Below are 19390 nucleotides of genomic sequence, written 5' to 3' on the forward strand. Positions count from 1 at the left end.
GCCCCGGTACGACAGCCGATCAACGAATATCCCCGGCAGCCGGCGCCCCGCCTGATTGCCGGACCCCGCCCTTGCGACACCCGGCCACCGGCCTCAGTTCTTGCGGTGCCCTATCAGCCGCGGCTTCTGCTCCATGCCGTCCAGACCGTGCCACGCCAGGTTCACCAGATGCGCCGCGACCTCGGCCTTCCCCGGCTTGCGGACGTCCAGCCACCACTGGCCCGTCAGCGCCACCATGCCCACCAGCGCCTGCGCGTACAGCGGCGCCAGCTTCGGGTCGAAGCCCCGGGCCTTGAACTCCAGACCCAGGATGTCCTCCACCTGCGTGGCGATGTCACTGATCAGCGACGCGAACGTGCCGGTCGACTGCGCCACCGGCGAATCCCGCACGAGGATCCGGAACCCGTCCGTGTACTTCTCGATGTAGTCGAGCAGCGCGAACGCCGCCTGCTCCAGGAGCTCCCGCGGATGCCCCGCCGTCAGCGCCCCCGTCACCCCGTCCAGGAGCTGCCGCATCTCCCGGTCGACGACGACCGCGTACAGCCCCTCCTTGCCGCCGAAGTGCTCGTACACCACCGGCTTGGAGACCCCGGCCTTCGCCGCGATCTCCTCCACGGACGTGCCCTCGAAGCCCTTCTCCGCGAAGAGGGCGCGACCGATGTCGAGCAGCTGCTCCCGGCGCTCCGCGCCCGTCATCCGCACCCGGCGCCCCCGCCGGGGCTTCGTCTCTCCGCCGCTGCTGCCGGTACCGCCGGTCCTGCCCTCGATCGCCACGTCTTCCATCATGCCGCGTCTGCGGACGCGCTCTGGCGGCGGGCTTCGATGCGGGACTTCGCCGGCCAGCGGACATCGCTCGCCCAGCCCAGCTGCTCGAACCAGCGGATCAGGCGGGCGCTGGAGTCGAGCTGGCCGCGCAGCACCCCGTGCCGGGCCGAGGTCGGGTCCGCGTGGTGCAGGTTGTGCCAGGACTCGCCGCAGGACAGCACCGCCAGCCACCACACGTTGCCCGAGCGGTCACGCGACTTGAACGGACGCTTGCCGACCGCGTGACAGATCGAGTTGATCGACCAGGTCACGTGGTGCAGCAGCGCCACCCGCACCAGCGAGCCCCAGAAGAACGCCGTGAACGCGCCCCACCACGACATCGTCACCAGACCGCCCACCAGCGGCGGGATCGCCAGCGACACGATCGTCCACAGCACGAACTGGCGCGAGATCGCCCGGATCGCCGGGTCCTTGATCAGATCGGGGGCGTACTTGTGCTGCGGCGTCTGCTCCTCGTCGAACATCCAGCCGATGTGCGCCCACCACAGGCCCTTCATCAGCGCCGGCACCGTCTCGCCGAACCGCCACGGCGAGTGCGGGTCGCCCTCCGCGTCCGAGAACTTGTGGTGCTTGCGGTGGTCCGCCACCCAGCGGACCAGCGGGCCCTCCACGGCGAGCGAACCCATGATCGCGAGCGCGATCCGCAGCGGCCGCTTCGCCTTGAAGGAACCGTGCGTGAAGTACCGGTGGAAACCGATCGTGATCCCGTGACAGCCGATGTAGTACATCGCCACCATCAGCCCCAGATCCAGCCAGCTCACCCCCCAGCCCCAGGCCAGCGGCACCGCCGCCAGCAGCGCCAGGAACGGCACCGTGATGAACAGCATCAGGGTGATCTGTTCGACCGAACGCTTGCTGTCCCCGCCCAGCGTGGCGGAGGGCAGGGCCGCGGTGTCGTCCGGCGCCTCGGTCGCCGACGTCATCTCGGGGCTCATGGTCATGGGTGTCCCTGGGGGTGAGTGAAAAAAGGGGAAACGCGTCGAAGCACGAAGCCGTGGCTACGCCTCCGTAACCTACGGCGTCGTAAGTATGGCAGCGCCGTGGCGCGCGGCAAGAGGGCACAAGAGGGGCAGGGCCCGCCCTTCGCGTCCGAAAGGCGGGCCCTGCCTGCCGCCCACCATGTGGACACCTATCCTGGGGGCGTCGGACAGCGCGGTCCGCAAGCCTCCAGAACCCCTCCAGACGTGCTCAAACACTGCAAGGAGCCGCACCTGTGAGCAGTGCCGACCAGACCTCCACCGCCAGCACCGAGCTGCGCGCCGACATCCGCCGACTGGGCGACCTCCTCGGCGAGACCCTCGTGCGCCAGGAAGGCCACGAGCTCCTCGACCTCGTCGAGAAGGTCCGCCGCCTCACCCGCGAGGACGGCGAGGCCGCCGCCGAGCTGCTCCGCGGCGTCGAACTCGAGACGGCCGCCAAGCTCGTGCGCGCCTTCTCCACCTACTTCCACCTCGCGAACGTCACCGAGCAGGTCCACCGCGGCCGCGAGATGCGCGAGAAGCGCGCCGCCGAGGGCGGCCTCCTCGCCCGCACCGCCGACATGCTCAAGGACGGCGACCCCGAGCACGTCCGCGAGACCGTCAAGAACCTCAACGTACGGCCCGTCTTCACCGCGCACCCCACCGAAGCCGCCCGCCGCTCCGTCCTCAACAAGCTGCGCCGCATCGCCGCCCTCCTGGAGACCCCGGTCAGCCAGTCCGAGCGGCGCCGCACCGACCTGCGGCTCGCCGAGAACATCGACCTCATCTGGCAGACCGACGAGCTCCGGGTGGTCCGCCCCGAGCCCGCCGACGAGGCCCGCAACGCCATCTACTACCTCGACGAGCTGCACGCCAACGCCGTCGGCGACGTCCTGGAGGACCTCGCCGCCGAACTGGAGCGCGTCGGCGTCGAACTGCCGGCCGGCACCCGCCCCCTCACCTTCGGCACCTGGATCGGCGGCGACCGCGACGGCAACCCCAACGTCACCCCGCAGGTGACCTGGGACGTCCTGATCCTCCAGCACGAGCACGGCATCACCGACGCCCTCGAACTCGTCGACTTCCTCCGCGGACTGCTCTCCAACTCCATCCGCTACACCGGAGCCACCCAGGAACTCCTGGACTCCCTCCAGCGCGACCTGGAACTCCTCCCGGAGATCAGCCCCCGCTACAAGCGCCTCAACGCCGAGGAGCCGTACCGCCTCAAGGCCACCTGTATCCGGCAGAAGCTCGTCAACACCCGCGAGCGCCTCGCCCACGGCACCCCGCACCAGGACGGCCGCGACTACCTCGGCACCGCCGAACTCATCCGCGACCTCACCCTCATCCAGACCTCGCTGCGCGAGCACCGCGGCGCGCTCTTCGCCGACGGCCGCATGGACCGGGTCATCCGCACCCTCTCCGCCTTCGGCCTCCAGCTCGCCACCATGGACGTCCGCGAGCACGCCGAGGCCCACCACCACGCCCTCGGCCAGCTCTTCGACCGCCTCGGCGAGGAGTCCTGGCGGTACGCGGACATGCCCCGCGACTACCGGCAGAAGCTGCTCGCCAAGGAGCTGCGCTCGCGCCGCCCGCTCGCCCCGACCCCGGCCCCGCTGGACGCCGCCGGCGAGAAGACCCTCGGCGTCTTCCACACCATCAAGGAGTCCTTCGAGCGCTTCGGCCCGGAGGTCATCGAGTCGTACATCATCTCGATGTGCCAGGGCGCCGACGACGTCTTCGCCGCCGCCGTCCTCGCCCGCGAGGCCGGCCTGATCGACCTCCACGCCGGCTGGGCCAAGATCGGCATCGTGCCGCTCCTGGAGACCACCGACGAGCTCAAGGCCGCCGACGTCATCCTCGACGACATGCTCGCCGACCCCTCCTACCGGCGCCTCGTCTCGCTCCGCGGCGACGTCCAGGAGGTCATGCTCGGCTACTCCGACTCCTCCAAGTTCGGCGGCATCACCACCTCCCAGTGGGAGATCCACCGCGCCCAGCGGAGGCTCCGCGACGTCGCCCACCGCTACGGCGTCCGGCTGCGGCTCTTCCACGGCCGCGGCGGCACCGTCGGCCGCGGCGGCGGCCCCTCGCACGACGCGATCCTCGCCCAGCCCTGGGGCACCCTGGAGGGCGAGATCAAGGTGACCGAGCAGGGCGAGGTCATCTCCGACAAGTACCTGATCCCCTCCCTCGCCCGCGAGAACCTCGAACTGACCGTCGCCGCCACCCTGCAGGCCTCCGCCCTGCACACCGCGCCGCGCCAGTCCGACGACGCCCTCGCCCGCTGGGACGCGGCCATGGACACCGTCTCGGAAGCCGCCCACACCGCGTACCGCAAGCTCGTCGAGGACCCCGGCCTGCCGACGTACTTCCTCGCCTCCACCCCCGTCGACCAGCTCGCCGACCTGCACCTGGGCTCACGGCCCGCTCGCCGCCCCGGCTCCGGCGTCTCCCTCGACGGACTCCGCGCCATCCCCTGGGTGTTCGGCTGGACCCAGTCCCGCCAGATCGTCCCCGGCTGGTACGGCGTCGGCTCCGGCCTCAAGGCCCTGCGCGAGGCCGGCCTCGACGCCGTCCTCGGCGAGATGTACGAACGCTGGGGCTTCTTCCGCAACTTCCTCTCCAACGTCGAGATGACGCTGGCCAAGACGGACCTGCGGATCGCCCGCCACTACGTCGACACCCTCGTCCCCGACGACCTCAAGCACATCTTCGACACCATCGAGGCCGAGCACGCGCTGACCGTCGCCGAGGTCCTCAAGGTCACCGGCGGCGAGAAGCTCCTCGACTCCAACCCGGTCCTCCAGCAGACCTTCGCCATCCGCGACGCCTACCTGGACCCGATCTCCTACCTCCAGGTCGCCCTCCTCGCCCGCCAGCGCGCGGACGCCGAGCGCGGCGAGGACCCGGACCCGCTGCTCGCACGGGCCCTGCTCCTCACGGTGAACGGCGTGGCGGCCGGTCTCCGCAACACCGGCTGACGGTCCTTCACCGCGTACGACAGAGCCCCCGCCGGGGAAACCGGCGGGGGCTCTGCCGTGACGGCGCAAGTCGCTGCCGCAGGGCCTTAGTTCTGCGCGGCCTTGCGACGACGGGTCACCAGGACCGCGCCGACGGCCGCGAGGGCCAGAGCGGCGGCGGCGAGGATGCCGACCGGGGCGCTGGAGCCCGTCTCGGCGAGGTTGCCGCTCTCGTCCTTGACCTCGCCACCGGTGGTGGAGCCACCGTTGGCCTGCTCGCCGGTCGTCGAACCGCCGGTGGCCGAGGTCTCGCCCGTGGTGGAGCCGCCGGTGGCGGTGGTCTCACCCGTGGTGGAGCCACCGGTCGTGGTGGTCTCGCCCGTGGTGGAACCGCCCGTGGTCGAACCACCGGTGGTCTGCTCGCCCGTGGTGGAACCGCCCGTGGTCTGCTCACCGGTGGTCGAACCACCGGTGGTCGAACCACCGGTGGTCTGCTCGCCGGTCGTCGAACCACCGGTGGTGCCGGACTCGGCCACGCAGGTGTGGGACAGGTTGAACCAGCCCTGCTTGATCACGCCGTCGACCTCGGCCTCGGCCGAGACCAGCTTCGCGCCCGGCTCGGAGGCCACGTACGCGTGCTTGTCGGACGGCGGACCGAAGGTCGTGATGACCTGCTCGCCGCCCGGCTCGAAGGTCACCGTCAGCTTGGTGAAGTTCACGGTGCTGCCGGGGATGACGAAGTGCCAGCCGTCCTTGTCGGCCGGGATCGTCGGGCAGTCACCGTCGTGCGGCGCGTCCGAGGCGACGATCGGCGTCGGCTGGTGCAGCGGGTACGTGTGGGAGCCGTCCGACGCGAAGGCGGCGGGGGCCAGGGACAGAGAACCCGCCATGGCCGCGACAAGAGCGGCTGCGGGAATGAAGGAGCGTCGCATGTGCAGTCGTCCATCTGTGGGATGAGGATGCCGTGGGAGGTGGCTGGGGCAGCCTATCCGTCGGCTTAAGTCGCCTTTAAGCCAGCAGTCCATAACGATTGGCCCAGGAATTGGGTTTAAACGGGTCAGAGTGCGAAGAACGCCGCCACCAGAACCGCCCCGCCAACCCCCGCCAGCGACCACGCCGTCCGCGTCAGCCGCATCCCGCCACCCACCAACGGTGCCGCCAGCAACAGCGCCCCGCCCAACGGCAGCCACGCGTGCAACCCGCCGCCCCAGCCCGTCCGCACACCCTCGTCCGTACCCGGCTTCACCACCACCGGGATCGTCGCGCCCTTCTCCGCCGCCACCGAACGCGCGATCGTCAGCGTCCGACGCGTCGACGAAGGATCCTCCGGGGCGTAACGCCCGCTGCACGTCTCGTCGGTGCAGGCGGTCACCGTCAGCGTCCCGTGCTCACGGCCCTTCGCGAGCAGGACGTGCTGGGCGGAGTTCCACGAGGCCCAGGCGCCCGCGACGACGAGGAGCAGGGAGACCAGGGCCATGGCTGCGGTACGGACGTGCGTCATGACCCGCGATCGTACAGTCGTACGTCCCGATCGCCGGGGCCACCACCGAGGCCACCACCAGGACCGTCGCCAGGACCTAGGAGTTGTACGCCGACTGGGCCCGCTCCAGACCCTCCGCCACCAGACACTCCACCGAGTCCGCCGCCCGGTCCACGAACCAGTCCAGGTCCTTGCGCTCCGTCGACGAGAAGTCCTTCAGAACGAAGTCCGCGACCTGCATCCGGCCCGGCGGACGCCCGATCCCGCACCGCACCCGGTGGTACTCCGCGCCCATCGCCTTCGTCATCGACTTCAGACCGTTGTGCCCGTTGTCGCCGCCGCCCAGTTTCAGCCGCAGCACCCCGTAGTCGATGTCCAGCTCGTCATGGATCGCCACCACGTGCGCCGTCGGCACCTTGTAGAAATCGCGCAGCGCCGTCACCGGACCGCCCGAGAGGTTCATGTACGACATCGGCTTCGCCAGGATCACCCGACGGTTCTCCGGCCCCGGAGGACCCATCCGGCCCTCGACGACCTGCGCCTGCGCCTTCTGCGCCCGCTTGAACGAACCCCGGATCCGGTCCGCGAGCAGGTCCACGACCATGAAACCGATGTTGTGGCGGTTGGCCGCGTACTCGGGCCCCGGGTTGCCGAGACCGACGATCAGCCAGGGCGCGTTCGCGTCGTCCGTCATGTGCGCAGCTCTCCTCGTATCCGCGTATCCGTACAAGAGAAACGGGGTGACGGGCCCGTACGGCCCATCACCCCGTCACGTCAGGCAGAGCCTACGGCTCAGGCCTCGGCGCCCTCGGCGGCCTCGCCCTCGGCGGCCGGCTCCTCGGCCTGCGCGGCCAGGACCTGCAGGACGACGGCGTCGGCCTCGGTGACCAGGGTCACGCCGGCCGGAAGGGTGATGGCACCGGCGACGACGGAGGCACCGGCCTCCAGGCCCTCCACGGAGACCGTGACGGCCTCGGGGAGGTGGGTGGCCTCGGCCTCGACGGAGAGGGTGGAGAGGACGTGCTCCAGCAGGTTGCCACCGGCGGCGAGCTCACCCTCGGCCTGGACCGGAACCTCGACGGTGACCTTCTCGCCGCGCTTCACGAGGAGCAGGTCGACGTGGACCAGGAAGCCCTTGATGGCGTCACGCTGGACGGCCTTCGGGATCGCCAGCTCGTTGGTGCCGTCGATGTCCAGGGAGAGCAGGACGTTCGGCGTACGCAGCGCGAGACCGAGCTCGTGGGCCGGGAGGGTGACGTGGATCGGGTCCGAGCCGTGGCCGTAGACGACGGCGGGAACCTTGGCGTCACGGCGGATGGCGCGGGCGGCACCCTTGCCGAACTCCGAGCGGACGGAAGCGGCGAGCTTGACCTCGGACATGTTGCACTCCTCGTAGAAGGTGACGAAAAAGGTGGTCACCCGGCCACGACTGGCGATGGCCTGCTACGAAGAGCGCGTCGATAACGGACCGCCGTGACCCTCTACGGGTACGGCCTCCCTCGCCGAGCAACTACGGCAGTCTACCCGCCACCCGAGGCCCGCCCAAATGGATCACCCCGGGGGAACGCGGAAGGGCCGCCTCCCCCGAGCGGGGAAAGCGGCCCTCCTCAGCTGCCTACAGCGACTCAGTGCTCCTCGAAGAGGCTCGTCACCGAACCGTCCTCGAACACCTCACGCACCGCACGCGCGATCGTCGGCGCGATCGACAGCACCGTGATCTTGTCCAGCTCGAGAGCGCCCGGCACCGGCAGCGTGTCCGTGAACACGAACTCGCTGACCTTGGAGTTCTTCAGCCGGTCCGCCGCCGGACCCGACAGGATGCCGTGCGTCGCCGTCACGATGACGTCCTCCGCACCGTGCGCGAACAGCGCGTCCGCGGCGGCGCAGATCGTGCCACCCGTGTCGACCATGTCGTCCACCAGGACACAGACGCGGCCCTTCACGTCACCGACGACCTCGTGCACGGTGACCTGGTTGGCGACGTCCTTGTCGCGACGCTTGTGCACGATCGCCAGCGGCGCGTCCAGACGGTCGCACCAGCGGTCGGCGACCCGCACGCGGCCCGCGTCCGGCGACACGATCGTCAGCTTCTCGCGGTCGACCTTCGCACCCACGTAGTCCGCCAGGACCGGCAGGGCCGACAGGTGGTCCACCGGACCGTCGAAGAAGCCCTGGATCTGGTCCGTGTGCAGGTCCACGGTCAGGATGCGGTCCGCACCCGCCGTCTTCAGCAGGTCCGCCACCAGACGCGCCGAGATCGGCTCACGGCCGCGGTGCTTCTTGTCCTGACGGGCATAGCCGTACGACGGGATGATCACGGTGATGCTCCGGGCGGAAGCCCGCTTCAGAGCATCGATCATGATCAGCTGCTCCATGATCCACTTGTTGATCGGAGCCGTGTGGCTCTGGATCAGGAAGCAGTCCGCGCCGCGGGCCGACTCCTGGAAGCGGACGTAGATCTCACCGTTGGCGAAGTCGAACGCCTTGGTCGGAACGAGACCGACACCCAGCTGGTGCGCGACCTCCTCGGCCAGCTCGGGGTGGGCGCGGCCGGAGAAGAGCATCAGCTTCTTCTCGCCGGTCGTCTTGATCCCGGTCACAGCACTGTCTCCTCAGACGTGTTCTCTGGCCGCGACCCTCGCACTCCCGTGCGCGCGTGCGAACCAGCCGAATTTGTGTGCACGTATCACGGTACGCCGAGTTCGACGTACCCGTTTCCGGTCAGCTTTCGCCGGCGGACTCCTCAGAGGCGACCTGAGCGGCCTGCGCGGCAGCACTGCCGGGCCGCTTCCGGGCCACCCAACCCTCGATATTCCGCTGCTGGCCCCGGGCCACGGCGAGCGAACCGGCCGGTACGTCCTTCGTGATCACGGACCCCGCGGCGGTGTACGCCCCGTCCCCGATGGTGATGGGAGCCACAAACATGTTGTCCGAACCCGTACGGCAGTGAGAGCCGATCGTGGTGTGGTGCTTCGCCTCGCCGTCGTAGTTCACGAAGACGCTCGCCGCGCCGATGTTCGTGTACTCGCCGATCGTCGCGTCACCCACGTACGACAGATGGGGGACCTTCGTACCCTCGCCGATCGTCGCGTTCTTCATCTCGACGTACGTACCGGCCTTGGACTTCTTGCCGAGGTTCGTCCCCGGACGGAGGTACGCGAACGGACCCACGGACGCGCTCTCGCCGACGACGGCGGAGAACGCGACGGTGTTGTCCACCCGGGCACCCTTGCCCACGGTGACGTCCGTCAGACGCGTGTTCGGGCCGACCACGGCGTCCTCGGCGATGTGGGTGGCCCCGAGCAGCTGCGTACCCGGCAGGATCACCGCGTCGGCCTCGAAGGTCACGGTGACGTCCACGAACACGGACGCCGGGTCCACGACCGTGACACCGGCCATCATGGCCTGCTCCAGGAGCCGCCGGTTCAGCAGGGCACGGGCCTCGGAGAGCTGCACCCGGTTGTTGATCCCCAGGATCTCGCGGTGATCGCCGGCCACGGACGCGCCGACCCGGTGACCGGCCTCACGCAGGATCGACAGCACGTCGGTGAGGTACTCCTCACCCTGGCTGTTGTCCGTACGGACCTGACCGAGGGCCTCGGCCAGCAGCTTCCCGTCGAAGGCGAAGACGCCCGAGTTGATCTCCCGGATGGCGAGCTGCGCCGCGGAGGCGTCCTTGTGCTCGACGATCTCGGTGACGGCCCCGTCGGCGTCCCGCACGATCCGGCCGTACCCGGTGGAGTCCGGGACCTCGGCGGTCAGCACGGTCACGGCGTTGCCGTCGGCGGCGTGCGTGTCGGCCAGCGCCTTCAGCGTCTCCCCGGACAGCAGCGGAGTGTCGCCGCAGACGACGACAACGGTGCCCTCGGGCGCCGCGCCCAGCTCCTCCAGAGCCATCCGGACGGCGTGCCCGGTCCCGTTCTGCTCCTCCTGAACGGCGGTCCGGGTCCCGGCGTAGTGCTGCTCCAGGTGCCCCTTCACCTGCTCCCGGGCGTGCCCGACGACCACGACGAGGTGCTCGGGCTCCAACTCCCGGGCGGCGGACACGACATGCCCGACGAGCGAACGCCCGGCGATCTCGTGCAGGACCTTGGGGGTCTTCGACTTCATGCGGGTGCCCTCACCCGCTGCGAGGACGACGACGGCTGCCGGGCGGTTGGCGCTCACGGGAATGCCCTTCGGCTTTGGGTGGTGGACCCACGAAGGATACCGGGGGGCGCGGGGGCGGACATGAGTGCGGGTCCTGACCTGGACGGTCAGGACCCGAACCGAGCTTGCTCCCCTGCCAGGACTCGAACCCGGACATAGGACTCCAAAGGTCCCAGTGCTGCCGATTACACCACAGGGGATGGTATATGCCGCGAAACGGACATTTGGCTAGTCCGTCGAGCCGGCGGCCTCCACTATGCCGTACCAAGACCCTTCGATGCGACGGTATAGGCGGGAGCCTGCGGCCACCCGGATGATCAGGCATCCCCGGTATTCGGCCCCGGTGTTCTTCCGCACGGTCCTGGGGTTGTGCTTCTTGAGTGTGGTCTTCTGCAGTCGCTCGACGGGTACTCCGGCGAGGTCCGCCCAGTACGCCTCGGCGCCGGCCACGTCGGCGGATTCGTGGATCATCACCCGGAAGCCGAGCTGCTCGCGCGGGATCCGAAGGAGATCGAGCCAGGCGAGGTAGACGGCGATGACGCCGGGGTCGCTGTTGATGAAGGCGACGGTCTCGTCGCGACGATAGGGCTTGCTCTTGGAGCCCTCCGCCCAGTACAACGCGACGCCGGTCAGGAACAGCTCCCTTTCGCTGAGGGCCCCGACCGCGGCCTGCGCTTCGCGGATGGTCGCGGTGCGCGCAGCCTCGCGGATGGGTCCCTCGTGTGCCCATCGCTTCAGGGCGGCTTCCCTGCCCTGCTCGGCGGGCGTCCGGTGGTCGACCTTCGGCAGGTCGCGGACCCACAGCGAGATCGAGCTCTTCGAGCAGCCCAGCTCCACCTGGATCTGGTCGTAGGTCATGCCCTGGAGGCGCAGCTCGCGGGCGCGGTCGCGGAGGTCGTCCTTCGCGTTCGGGCGTTTCGTCCATGCCGGCGGTGGCTCGCCCTTCACCAGGCGGTGGAGGAGGTCGTTGTTGTAGACCTTCAGGCGGTCGCGGATCTGGCGGAGGCTGAAGCCCTCGCGGCGGAGGGCGACGGCCTGGGTCCGGAGGCTTTCGAAGTCGGCGTACCGGCTCGTTTCGGCTGTCATACGAACACCATCGTCCGGAATGCGGACGTCCGGATCGAAAATGCGGGCGATTCAATAGTTCGAGGGACTGGTGTCCATCTCGTTGACGGCGGGCCCCGCCCGTAGGGTGGTGGGTATGACCACAACGGGGGCAGACCGGGACGCCGAGGGCGTCGGGACTTGGTGGTGGTGGGGGAGACGGCGCAGCGCCGTGCTCGATGTGGGGCTGGCGCTGGTGTCCGCGCTGGAGTGTGCCGTCGAGGGCGTCGGCTTCGCCGACAAGGCCTCGCTGCCCGTGCCCGTGGGCGTGCTGTTCGGCCTGCTGGTCGGCTCCGTGCTGGTCGTCCGCCGCCGCTGGCCCATCGTCGTCGTCCTCGTGTCGATCGCCGTCGCGCCCGCAGAGATGGGCTTCCTCATGGGGATCGTCGGGCTGTACTCGCTCGCCGCCTCCGAGGTGCCCCGGCGGATCACCGCCGCTCTCGCGGGGATGTCGACGCTCGCCGTCTTCGTCGTGACCTTCGTGGGGATGCGGCAGGACGTCGCCCAGGTCGACCAGGGGGCGCCGACCATCGACCCGAGCGGCTGGTACGTGCCGAGCGTCGCGCTCTTCATGACGCTCGGGCTCAACGCGCCGCCGGTGCTCTTCGGCCTCTACATAGGGGCGCGCCGTCGCCTCATGGAGAGCCTGCGTGAGCGGGCCGACTCGCTGGAGCAGGAGCTGTCGCTGCTCGCGGACCGGGCCGAGCAGCGGGCGCAGTGGGCGCGGCGGGAGGAGCGGACGCGGATCGCCCGGGAGATGCACGACGTGGTGGCGCACCGGGTGTCGCTGATGGTGGTGCACGCGGCGGCGCTGCAGGCGGTCGCGTTGAAGGATCCGCAGAAGGCCGTGCGGAACGCGGCGCTGGTCGGTGACATGGGGCGGCAGGCTCTGTCCGAGCTGCGGGAGATGTTGGGGGTGCTCCGGGAGGAGGGGGTTCCCGCCGCGCCGGCCGCCGTGCCCCTGGCCGCCGTGGGGCGGGCCGCTGCCGCCGCGGCGGAGGCCGCCGCCGAGGACGGGCCGTGTCTGGATGCCCTTGAGGCCTTGTGCGAGCAGTCGCGGCTCGCGGGGGCGGCCGTGGAGCTGCTGGTGCTGGGTGAGGCGCGTCCGTACGGCCCCGAGGTGGAGCGGACGGCGTACCGGGTGGTGCAGGAGGCGCTGACGAACGTCCACAAGCACGCGGCGGGTGCGAAGGTCGTGGTGCGTCTGGCGCACCGGGACGCGGAGGTCGCGATGCAGGTGGAGAACGGTCCCTCGGATGCCGGGGTGGCCGATGTGGGGCTGCCGAGCGGCGGGAACGGTCTGGTCGGCATGCGGGAGCGGGTGCTGCGGCTGGGGGGTGTGTTCGTGTCGGGGGCGACGGACGCGGGCGGGTTCAAGGTGTCGGCGGTGCTGCCGACGGGCGCGGCGCAGGACGACGCCGCGTAGGGCCCTACCCCGCCGTCAGTCGTGTCGGCTGCGCCCCTGTGATCAGGGTCGACAGCGCCGCGTCGATGTCCCGGCCCAGGTACCAGTCGCCCGCGTGGTCGAGGCTGTAGACCCGGCCCTCGGCGTCCATCGCCAGGACGGCCTGGTGTTCGCCCTCCTCGCCGAGGGGCGCGAGCTCGGTGTCGAGGGCGCGGCCGAGGTCGGCGAGGGTGCGGGAGAGGTGGAGTCCGGCGAGCGGGTCGAAGCGGACGGCGGCGGGTGCTATCTGCCGGCCGTGGCCGGGTGCGGTGATCCGCAGCCCGCCGAATTCGGCCCAGGCCTCGACGGCGGCGGGGAAGACGCTGTGCCGGTGGCCGGCGGGGGAGATGTGGGCGCGCAGGGTGTCGGCCCATTCTTCGGCGAGCTTGATGTCCCAGCGGCCGGGCTGCCAGCCGGCCTCGCGGAGGGCGGCGTCGACGTTGACCGGGAAGCGCGTGGTGCTGAGGTGGTCGGGCATGTGGGTGCGGTCAGCCGTTCTCGACAGGCGTGGTGGGGTCGACGGCGCGGACGCCGAAGTGGGCGAGCATCGCCGTGCAGGAGCGGCAGGGTGCGGCGTAGCTGCCGTGGAGCGGGTCGCCGTCCTCCCGGATGCGTCGGGCGGTGAGTTTGGCCTGCTTGAGGGAGCGGCGGGCCTCGCTGTGGGTGAGTGGTTTGCGCTGGGCGCGTTTGGAGCGGCCGTTCTCGGCGGCGGTGAGGTGCCGGGAGAGGAGGATCGCTTCGGGACATCGTCCGGTGAAGCGTTCCCGCTGGCTGCTGGTGAGGGTGTCCAGGAAGTCCTGGACGAGGGCGTGCAGGACGGGGGGCCGGTCGCCGCGGCCCGCGGTGCACGTGAGGGTTTCGCCGCGGACGGAGAGTGCGGCTCCTACGGTGGGGAGGATTCCGTCGCGACGGTGACGCAGTAAGGGTGCGCGCGTGGCCTCGGCGCTGCTGCTCCAGTTGAGGCGTGGGTCACCCTGTGTGGGCGTTGTTGCTGCGTGCATGGTGCTCGTCTTCCCCTCCTGCAATCCCCCGAGTTGCGTGGACAGCCTGCCAAATAGGGAGCCATATGGGGAAGCTGGGGCGCCGAAACGGCTCTTCGGTGTGTCGGAATCATGGTGCGGCTGTCATGGGGTCGTGACAGTTGGTCACGGTCGGTCGTCGGCGGATCGGGTCCGGTTCGGCCTCTTGTGGCAGCGCATAGGCTGTGCGGAATCAGGCTGTGCGATGCAGCCGGTAGCAGCAGTCAGTGACGCCATGCAGGGGGCAACCGCCATGACGACAGGTCGGCTCGGGCAGGACACCGCGCCACCGAACGCGGCCTACGCCGGGCAGGTCGTGCATTTTCCGGATCCGGTGCGTGCCTCCCGTCACCCCAGAGGGGTACGGGTGGACGAGTTCGGTCACCCGGATTTCTCGCCGTACGCGCGCGCGGCGGCGGAGATCGCCGATCCGCCGGAGGGTTTCGGTGTCGACGAGCTGCGGCTGACGGACTATGTGTCGGCGAACGCGGCGATGGCGGCGACGGGCCATGAGCTGTGGGACACGATTCCGGCGGTGGCGACGCCGCACGGCTGGACCTGGCATCACGTGGCGCGGTCGCGGCGGATGGAGCTGGTCCCGGTCGAGGTGAAGGCGCTGCTGCGCCATCACGGCGGGGTGGCGACGGCGGCCGTGGACCAGGCGAAGCGGGGGACGCGTCCGCTGCAGGAGACCCGGCCGGTGCACTTCGGGCTGCCGAAGGGTCTGGTGTCGGTGTCGGAGCAGCAGCTTCAGGGTGTCGAGGAGGATCTCGGCTATCGGCTGCCGGGGGCGTACCGCACGTTCCTGAAGGCGGCGGGCGGGTGTGCCCCGGTGGGGGCGGCGCTCGACGCGGAGCTGGGGCTTCTGGTCGACCAGCCGTTCTTCACGGTGCGGGAGGAGGCGGGGATCAATGACCTCGTCTATGTCAACAAGTGTCTGCGTGACCATCTGACGAAGGACTATCTGGGCGTGGCTTTCGTCCAGGGTGGTCTGATCGCGCTGAAGGTGCGGGGTGCGGCGGTCGGTTCGGTGTGGTTCTGCGCGTACGACGATGCGCGGGACTCCGGCGAGGTGGCGGCCGGCTGGACGGTGAATGAGCGGGTGGAGCGGCTGTTGCTGCCCTGCGGCGCGGACTTCGACGCGTTCCTCGGGCGTCTGGCGGGCAATCCGCCGGAGCTGGAGACGGTGGCGAACCTGATGGTGGACGGCGGCTTCGCGCGCGCCGTGCCCGTGGTCCCGGTGGGGGAGTGAGCTGGCTGTGGTGACGTTCGCGCAGGCGCAGGAGCGCGCCGAGGAATGGATCAACGGCGACCTGCCGTCGTATCAGCACCGTGAGGTGCGGGTGCGGGAGTTCGAGCTGGGGTTCGTGGTGTGGGCGGAGGACCGCGAGGGCGGTCCGACGTCGGACGGCGGGCGTCAGCGGCTGGTGATCGCGCGGGACAGTGGTGAGGCGACGCTGTGGCCTGGGCTGCCGGTGGGTGAGGTGATCCGGCGGTACGAGGAGGAGTACGGGGCGACGGACGAGGTTCCGGCGCAGGCGGCGGTGCCGGCGGCGCGGATCGATCTGAACCAGACGTCGTTCCTGCTGAGTCCGCCGGAGTGGCTGCAGGACGCGGCGGACAAGATCGGGCTTCCTCGGGAGGAGTCGCACGCCTCGCAGGAGAGCGCGAGTGCGTCGGTCTCGGTGGACGACGCGTCGGACGCGGTGGGGGCGGGGGAGTCGGGGCCTTCGGCTTCGGTGGCTTCGTCTGCTTCCTCTGCGTCCTCTGCTTCGTCGGTCTCGTCGTCTCTTTCGGAGGCTTCCTCTTCTTCTGCGGAGGCCGCTACGGCTCCGGTGCCGGCCGCCGAGCGCGCTCCGAGCTCCGAGGCGTACGAGCCCACGGCGATGGACGGCGTTCCGGCGAAGCCCGCGGCTCCCGCGCCCGTGCCCGCCCCCGCGCCTGCCCCCGCGCCCGTGCCCGCTCCTGCGCCCGTGCCCGCGCCCGCGCCCAGCAGTCCGTGGGCGGATGCGAACGCGAGTTCCGGGGGTGCGGACGGGGCGGTGCCGCTGCCCGCGACCGTCTTCGCGCCGCCGCTGTCGGGGACGGACGACGAGGACACGCCGCCGCCGTCGGTGGGCGCGGACGCGCCGACCGCGCTGATGAAGGGGGGCAGTGCGCTGCCCCCGACCGCGATCGCTCCGCGCCTGGACCCGGCCGCGCCGGCCCCGGGTGCGGTGCCCCCGGCCCCGCCGACCCCGCCCGCGCCCCAGCCTTCGCCGGCTCCGGCGCCCGCTCCTGCTCCCGCGCAGGCGGGCCCGGGTGCGCCGACGCCTCCTCCGCCGCCCGCGCCCTCGGCGCCGGCTGCCGGGGACATCGCGGACGCCGCGACGAGCAAGGCCGCGCTGCCGCCGAAGGCCGGGCGTGGTCCGACGCCGCCTCCGCCGCCGGGTGCCCCGGGTGTGCCGGGTGGCTCGTCGGGCTCCAACGCGTACATCCCCACCCAGCTGGTGTCGCAGCTCGGCCCCGAGGGGCTCACGCCGCCGGCGCAGCCGGGGCCGCCCGGTCCGCCGCCTCCGCCGGCCGCGCCGGGTCCCGTGACGCCGCCGCAGCCGGTGCACCACGCGGCGACGATGCTGGCGCATCCGAACCAGGGTGGTCCCGGCGCTCCGCCGCCGCCCCCGCCGCCGCCGGGTGTGCCCGGGGGGACGCCCGCCGGCGGGATCGCGCATGCCGCGACGATGCTGGCGCACCCCGGTCCGGGTGGACCGGGTGGTCCGGGGACTCCGCCTCCGCCGGCTCCGGCGCCGCCGGTCGGCGGGCACACGCCGCCGCCCGCGCCCGGTCCCGTACCTCCGGGTCCGGTGCCGCCCGGTCCCGTGTCTCCGGGTGGTCCCGTACCCCCGGCGTACGGCTATCCGCAGCCGACCGGTCAGCCGACGGTCGGACCCGGCTATCAGGCGGTGCTGCGGTACCGGGCGCCGGACGGTTCCGAGGCGCAGATCATCCGGCGTTCGGCGCCGGGCACCCCGCATCCGGAGTGGCAGATCCTGCACGAGCTGCGGGCGATGAACGTGCCGCCGCAGCAGGTGCTCGAACTCCACACGGAGCTGGAGTCCTGTGAGCTGCCGGGCGGTTACTGCGCGCGGATGATCCGGGAGACGTGGCCGCAGGCGCGGATCACGAGCATCGCCCCGTACGGCCGTGATCACGCGGGCCGGCAGCAGGGCATGCGGCAACTCCTGACCCATCAGGGCGAGTTGCACCAGGTCGCGGACGGTCCGGCGCGTCCGGCTCCGATGCGGGCGCCGCTGCCGCAGGTGCAGCCGGCGCCGCCGATCCCCCCGGAGGGGATCGCGCAGGAGCTGGCGGGGGCGTTCGGTCCGGGCGTGCTCCGGTTCGACCAGCGGGCGGTGTCCCGGCAGGGTGTGCCGGAGACGGTCGCGCGGACGCTGGTGTGGGCGGGTCTTCCGGCGGACTTCGGTCCGTTCTTCTGGGCGCAGCCGGCGATCCCGGTGGTGCCGACGCTCGCGGAGCTGGCGGCGCAGCGGCAGGTCCAGGCGGCGCCGGACGCGAGTTCGTATCTGGTGCTCGGTTCGGACTTCGGCCGGGCGATCTGTGTCCAGTACGGGACCGCGCACATCGTCGCGGTGCCGGTGGAGGCCGGTCCGGGCGGGCAGTCGGTGGCGCCGCAGTTCGTGAACACGGGGCTGCCGGAGTTCACCCGGTCGATGGCGCTTCTCGGCCGGATGTGGCGGCTGCGGTTCGGGCTGAACCCGGAGCAGGCGGGCCGCTGGACGGTCGATTTCCAGGCGCAGTTGGCGATGCTGGACCCGGCGGCGCTGTCGTCGCCGGAGAACTGGTGGTCGGTGCTGCTCGAACAGATGTGGGACGGACTTCTGTAGGCGTAGCTGAACCGAATGTGATGAAAGGCGCTCGACGTGTATGCACGTTGGGCGCCTTTTGTCCGTTCTGATGGCGCATCCTGGTTGTTCGAGACCAAAGGAAGGGGCGCCAGGGATGAGTTTCGCCGTCGGACGGGGGCGCGGTTACCGCCCCGAGCAGGTCGACCGCCACCTCGCCGCGCTCTCCGACGACCGCGATGCCGCCTGGGAGCGGGCGGCGCGGCTCACGGTCCTCGCGAAGGAGATGGAGAGGGAGGCCGCCGGGCTCCGCCTGGCCGTCTCGCAGCTCGTCCCGCATCGGTACGAGCCCCTCGGCGAGGCCGCGCAGAAGATCCTGGAGCTGGCCGAGCAGGAGGACGAGCGGCTCGTCCGGGGCGCCGAGGCCGAGGCCCAGGCCCTCGCGGAGGCCGCCGAGCAGGCGGCGCGGGAGGCGGCGGAGGCCGCCGCGGCGTACGCGGAGGGCGTCAGGACGGCGGCGGACGCGGCGGCCCGGGCGGCCCTTGAGGAGGCCCGCGCGCGGTCCGAGGAGATGGCGGTGATCGCCCGCCGGGACGCGGCGGGGGCCCGGGACGCGGCGCGGGAGACCTTCGAGGAGACGGAGCGCCGGGCGGCGGCGCTGCTCGCGGAGCAGTCGGACGAGCAGCGGACCGTACGGGACGAGGCGGAGCGCACGGCCGAGGCGGGGGCGGCGGCCCTGGACGCCCGCCACGAGGAGCTCGTCGCGGCGGCGGAGGCGGGGCTCGCGGAGACGCAGCGGTCCCTGGCCGAGACGGAGGAGCAGGCCCGGCACGGCCAGGAGGACGCCGAGGCCCGCGCGGAGGAACTGCTCGCCGAGGCCAGGATGAAGGCGGAGCGGGTCGAGCGCGAGACGGAGCGGGTGGTGCGGGAGCACGGGGAGGCGCGGGACGAGATCCACTCCCACATGGAGCACATCCGCAACTCCCTGGCGGCGCTGACGGGCCGTCCGACTGCCCCAGAGCCGGACGGCCCGGACGGCCCGGACGGCCCGGACGACCCGGACGGCCCGGACGACCCGGAGGGGCCGGAGGAGCCGGAGGGGCCGGCGCCGGAGTCCGACGCCGACCCTTCCTAGTCGTCGGCGGGGTTACGGGGTGGCGCCGCCCGTGCAGATCGTTCCGTACTCGCCCCACCAGCCCCCGTTGGAGCTGTTGGAGCTGAAGCCGCCGGGCCGGATCGTTCCGTCGTACACCAGCGCTCCGTAGTAGCCGTTCCGGTGGTAGACGTCGACCTTCACCGGCAGGTAGTTCACGTAGGAGCCGATACCGACCGCGAACTTGGTCTCGCCGTACTTGCGCAGGTCGATGCAGGTCTTCGTGGTGCCGGTCTCGACGTCGCGGTCGTAGTAGCCGATGTTCTCGTGGAAGCACGCTCGGCCATTCGGGCAGTTGCCCTCGTTCGCCGCCGCGGACGGCGCCGTCGCCGCCATGCCCGTCAGGGCCAGTCCCCCGGCGAGCGCGATCGTCGCCAGCTTGCGCTTCACGTTCACTGATACCTCCTGGTCAGGGTGTGCACAGTGCGTTCTTGCGTGACGTGAAGAGTCTG

At 71.2% G+C, this 19390-nt stretch carries 17 protein-coding genes and 1 tRNA gene; 5 read left to right on the top strand and 13 right to left on the bottom strand.

All coding sequences use genetic code 11. The features are described 5' to 3' along the window. Positions 1–93: 93 nt before the first annotated feature. Positions 94–783: a TetR family transcriptional regulator gene (locus AC07AW_RS32495; protein WP_478819167.1), complete on the bottom strand. Its 690-nt coding sequence runs from the start codon at positions 781–783 to the stop codon at positions 94–96. After that, positions 783–1766: an acyl-CoA desaturase gene (locus AC07AW_RS32500; protein WP_478819051.1), complete on the bottom strand. Its 984-nt coding sequence runs from the start codon at positions 1764–1766 to the stop codon at positions 783–785. Before AC07AW_RS32500 ends, AC07AW_RS32495 begins: the two co-directional genes overlap by 1 nt. A gap of 272 nt (positions 1767–2038) precedes the next feature. Here AC07AW_RS32500 and ppc point away from each other — a divergent pair, with 272 nt between their 5' ends. Next, positions 2039–4768 carry a phosphoenolpyruvate carboxylase gene (gene ppc, locus AC07AW_RS32505; protein ID WP_478819052.1) on the top strand — a complete coding sequence of 910 codons (2730 nt, stop codon included), beginning with the start codon at positions 2039–2041 and terminating at the stop codon, positions 4766–4768. An 86-nt stretch (positions 4769–4854) separates the two neighbouring features. Here ppc and AC07AW_RS32510 read toward each other — a convergent pair whose 3' ends face one another. The 8 genes from AC07AW_RS32510 to AC07AW_RS32545 all read right to left on the bottom strand — a co-directional run bounded on the left by AC07AW_RS32510 (position 4855) and on the right by AC07AW_RS32545 (position 11462). Continuing rightward, on the bottom strand, positions 4855–5637 hold the full coding sequence (locus AC07AW_RS32510; protein ID WP_478819053.1) for an LPXTG cell wall anchor domain-containing protein: 783 nt from the start codon (positions 5635–5637) through the stop codon (positions 4855–4857). A 167-nt stretch (positions 5638–5804) separates the two neighbouring features. After that, the gene (locus AC07AW_RS32515; RefSeq protein ID WP_478819054.1) at positions 5805–6248 is read right to left on the bottom strand and encodes a hypothetical protein; all 444 of its coding nucleotides are present in this window, start codon (positions 6246–6248) and stop codon (positions 5805–5807) included. 76 nt (positions 6249–6324) lie between these two features. Continuing rightward, the gene (gene pth / locus AC07AW_RS32520) at positions 6325–6921 is read right to left on the bottom strand and encodes an aminoacyl-tRNA hydrolase (protein ID WP_389227805.1); all 597 of its coding nucleotides are present in this window, start codon (positions 6919–6921) and stop codon (positions 6325–6327) included. Positions 6922–7019: 98 nt separating this feature from the next. After that, positions 7020–7607 carry a 50S ribosomal protein L25/general stress protein Ctc gene (locus AC07AW_RS32525; RefSeq protein ID WP_478819055.1) on the bottom strand — a complete coding sequence of 196 codons (588 nt, stop codon included), beginning with the start codon at positions 7605–7607 and terminating at the stop codon, positions 7020–7022. A 245-nt stretch (positions 7608–7852) separates the two neighbouring features. Next, the gene (locus AC07AW_RS32530) at positions 7853–8827 is read right to left on the bottom strand and encodes a ribose-phosphate diphosphokinase (RefSeq protein WP_030690291.1); all 975 of its coding nucleotides are present in this window, start codon (positions 8825–8827) and stop codon (positions 7853–7855) included. Between the two features lie 121 nt (positions 8828–8948). Further along, on the bottom strand, positions 8949–10394 hold the full coding sequence (gene glmU / locus AC07AW_RS32535; RefSeq protein WP_478819056.1) for a bifunctional UDP-N-acetylglucosamine diphosphorylase/glucosamine-1-phosphate N-acetyltransferase GlmU: 1446 nt from the start codon (positions 10392–10394) through the stop codon (positions 8949–8951). 110 nt (positions 10395–10504) lie between these two features. Continuing rightward, a tRNA-Gln gene (locus tag AC07AW_RS32540) sits at positions 10505–10576 on the bottom strand. A gap of 28 nt (positions 10577–10604) precedes the next feature. Beyond that, positions 10605–11462 carry a hypothetical protein gene (locus tag AC07AW_RS32545; protein WP_478819057.1) on the bottom strand — a complete coding sequence of 286 codons (858 nt, stop codon included), beginning with the start codon at positions 11460–11462 and terminating at the stop codon, positions 10605–10607. A gap of 115 nt (positions 11463–11577) precedes the next feature. On the opposite strand from AC07AW_RS32545, the gene AC07AW_RS32550 reads away from it, so the two are divergent. Beyond that, complete coding sequence (locus AC07AW_RS32550) at positions 11578–12906, top strand: sensor histidine kinase (protein WP_478819058.1); 1329 nt, start codon at positions 11578–11580, stop codon at positions 12904–12906. A gap of 4 nt (positions 12907–12910) precedes the next feature. Here AC07AW_RS32550 and AC07AW_RS32555 read toward each other — a convergent pair whose 3' ends face one another. Together AC07AW_RS32555 and AC07AW_RS32560 are read right to left on the bottom strand one after the other, a co-directional pair. Next, positions 12911–13402, bottom strand: a complete 492-nt coding sequence (locus tag AC07AW_RS32555; protein ID WP_478819059.1) for an SUKH-3 domain-containing protein — start codon at positions 13400–13402, stop codon at positions 12911–12913. Between the two features lie 10 nt (positions 13403–13412). Then, positions 13413–13925 (bottom strand): YwqJ-related putative deaminase, encoded by a 513-nt coding sequence (locus AC07AW_RS32560; protein ID WP_478819060.1) that lies wholly within the window; start codon positions 13923–13925, stop codon positions 13413–13415. Between the two features lie 271 nt (positions 13926–14196). Here AC07AW_RS32560 and AC07AW_RS32565 point away from each other — a divergent pair, with 271 nt between their 5' ends. The 3 genes from AC07AW_RS32565 to AC07AW_RS32575 all read left to right on the top strand — a co-directional run bounded on the left by AC07AW_RS32565 (position 14197) and on the right by AC07AW_RS32575 (position 18920). After that, positions 14197–15195, top strand: a complete 999-nt coding sequence (locus AC07AW_RS32565) for an SMI1/KNR4 family protein (RefSeq protein ID WP_478819061.1) — start codon at positions 14197–14199, stop codon at positions 15193–15195. A gap of 7 nt (positions 15196–15202) precedes the next feature. Beyond that, positions 15203–17827: an SUKH-4 family immunity protein gene (locus AC07AW_RS32570; protein WP_478819062.1), complete on the top strand. Its 2625-nt coding sequence runs from the start codon at positions 15203–15205 to the stop codon at positions 17825–17827. Positions 17828–17942: 115 nt separating this feature from the next. Next, positions 17943–18920: a cellulose-binding protein gene (locus AC07AW_RS32575; RefSeq protein WP_478819063.1), complete on the top strand. Its 978-nt coding sequence runs from the start codon at positions 17943–17945 to the stop codon at positions 18918–18920. Positions 18921–18932: 12 nt separating this feature from the next. On the opposite strand, the gene AC07AW_RS32580 is transcribed toward AC07AW_RS32575, so the two are convergent. Beyond that, positions 18933–19334, bottom strand: a complete 402-nt coding sequence (locus tag AC07AW_RS32580; RefSeq protein ID WP_478819064.1) for a peptidase inhibitor family I36 protein — start codon at positions 19332–19334, stop codon at positions 18933–18935. Positions 19335–19390: the final 56 nt, after the last annotated feature.

It is taken from the genome of Streptomyces sp. NPDC044003 (assembly GCF_056435185.1).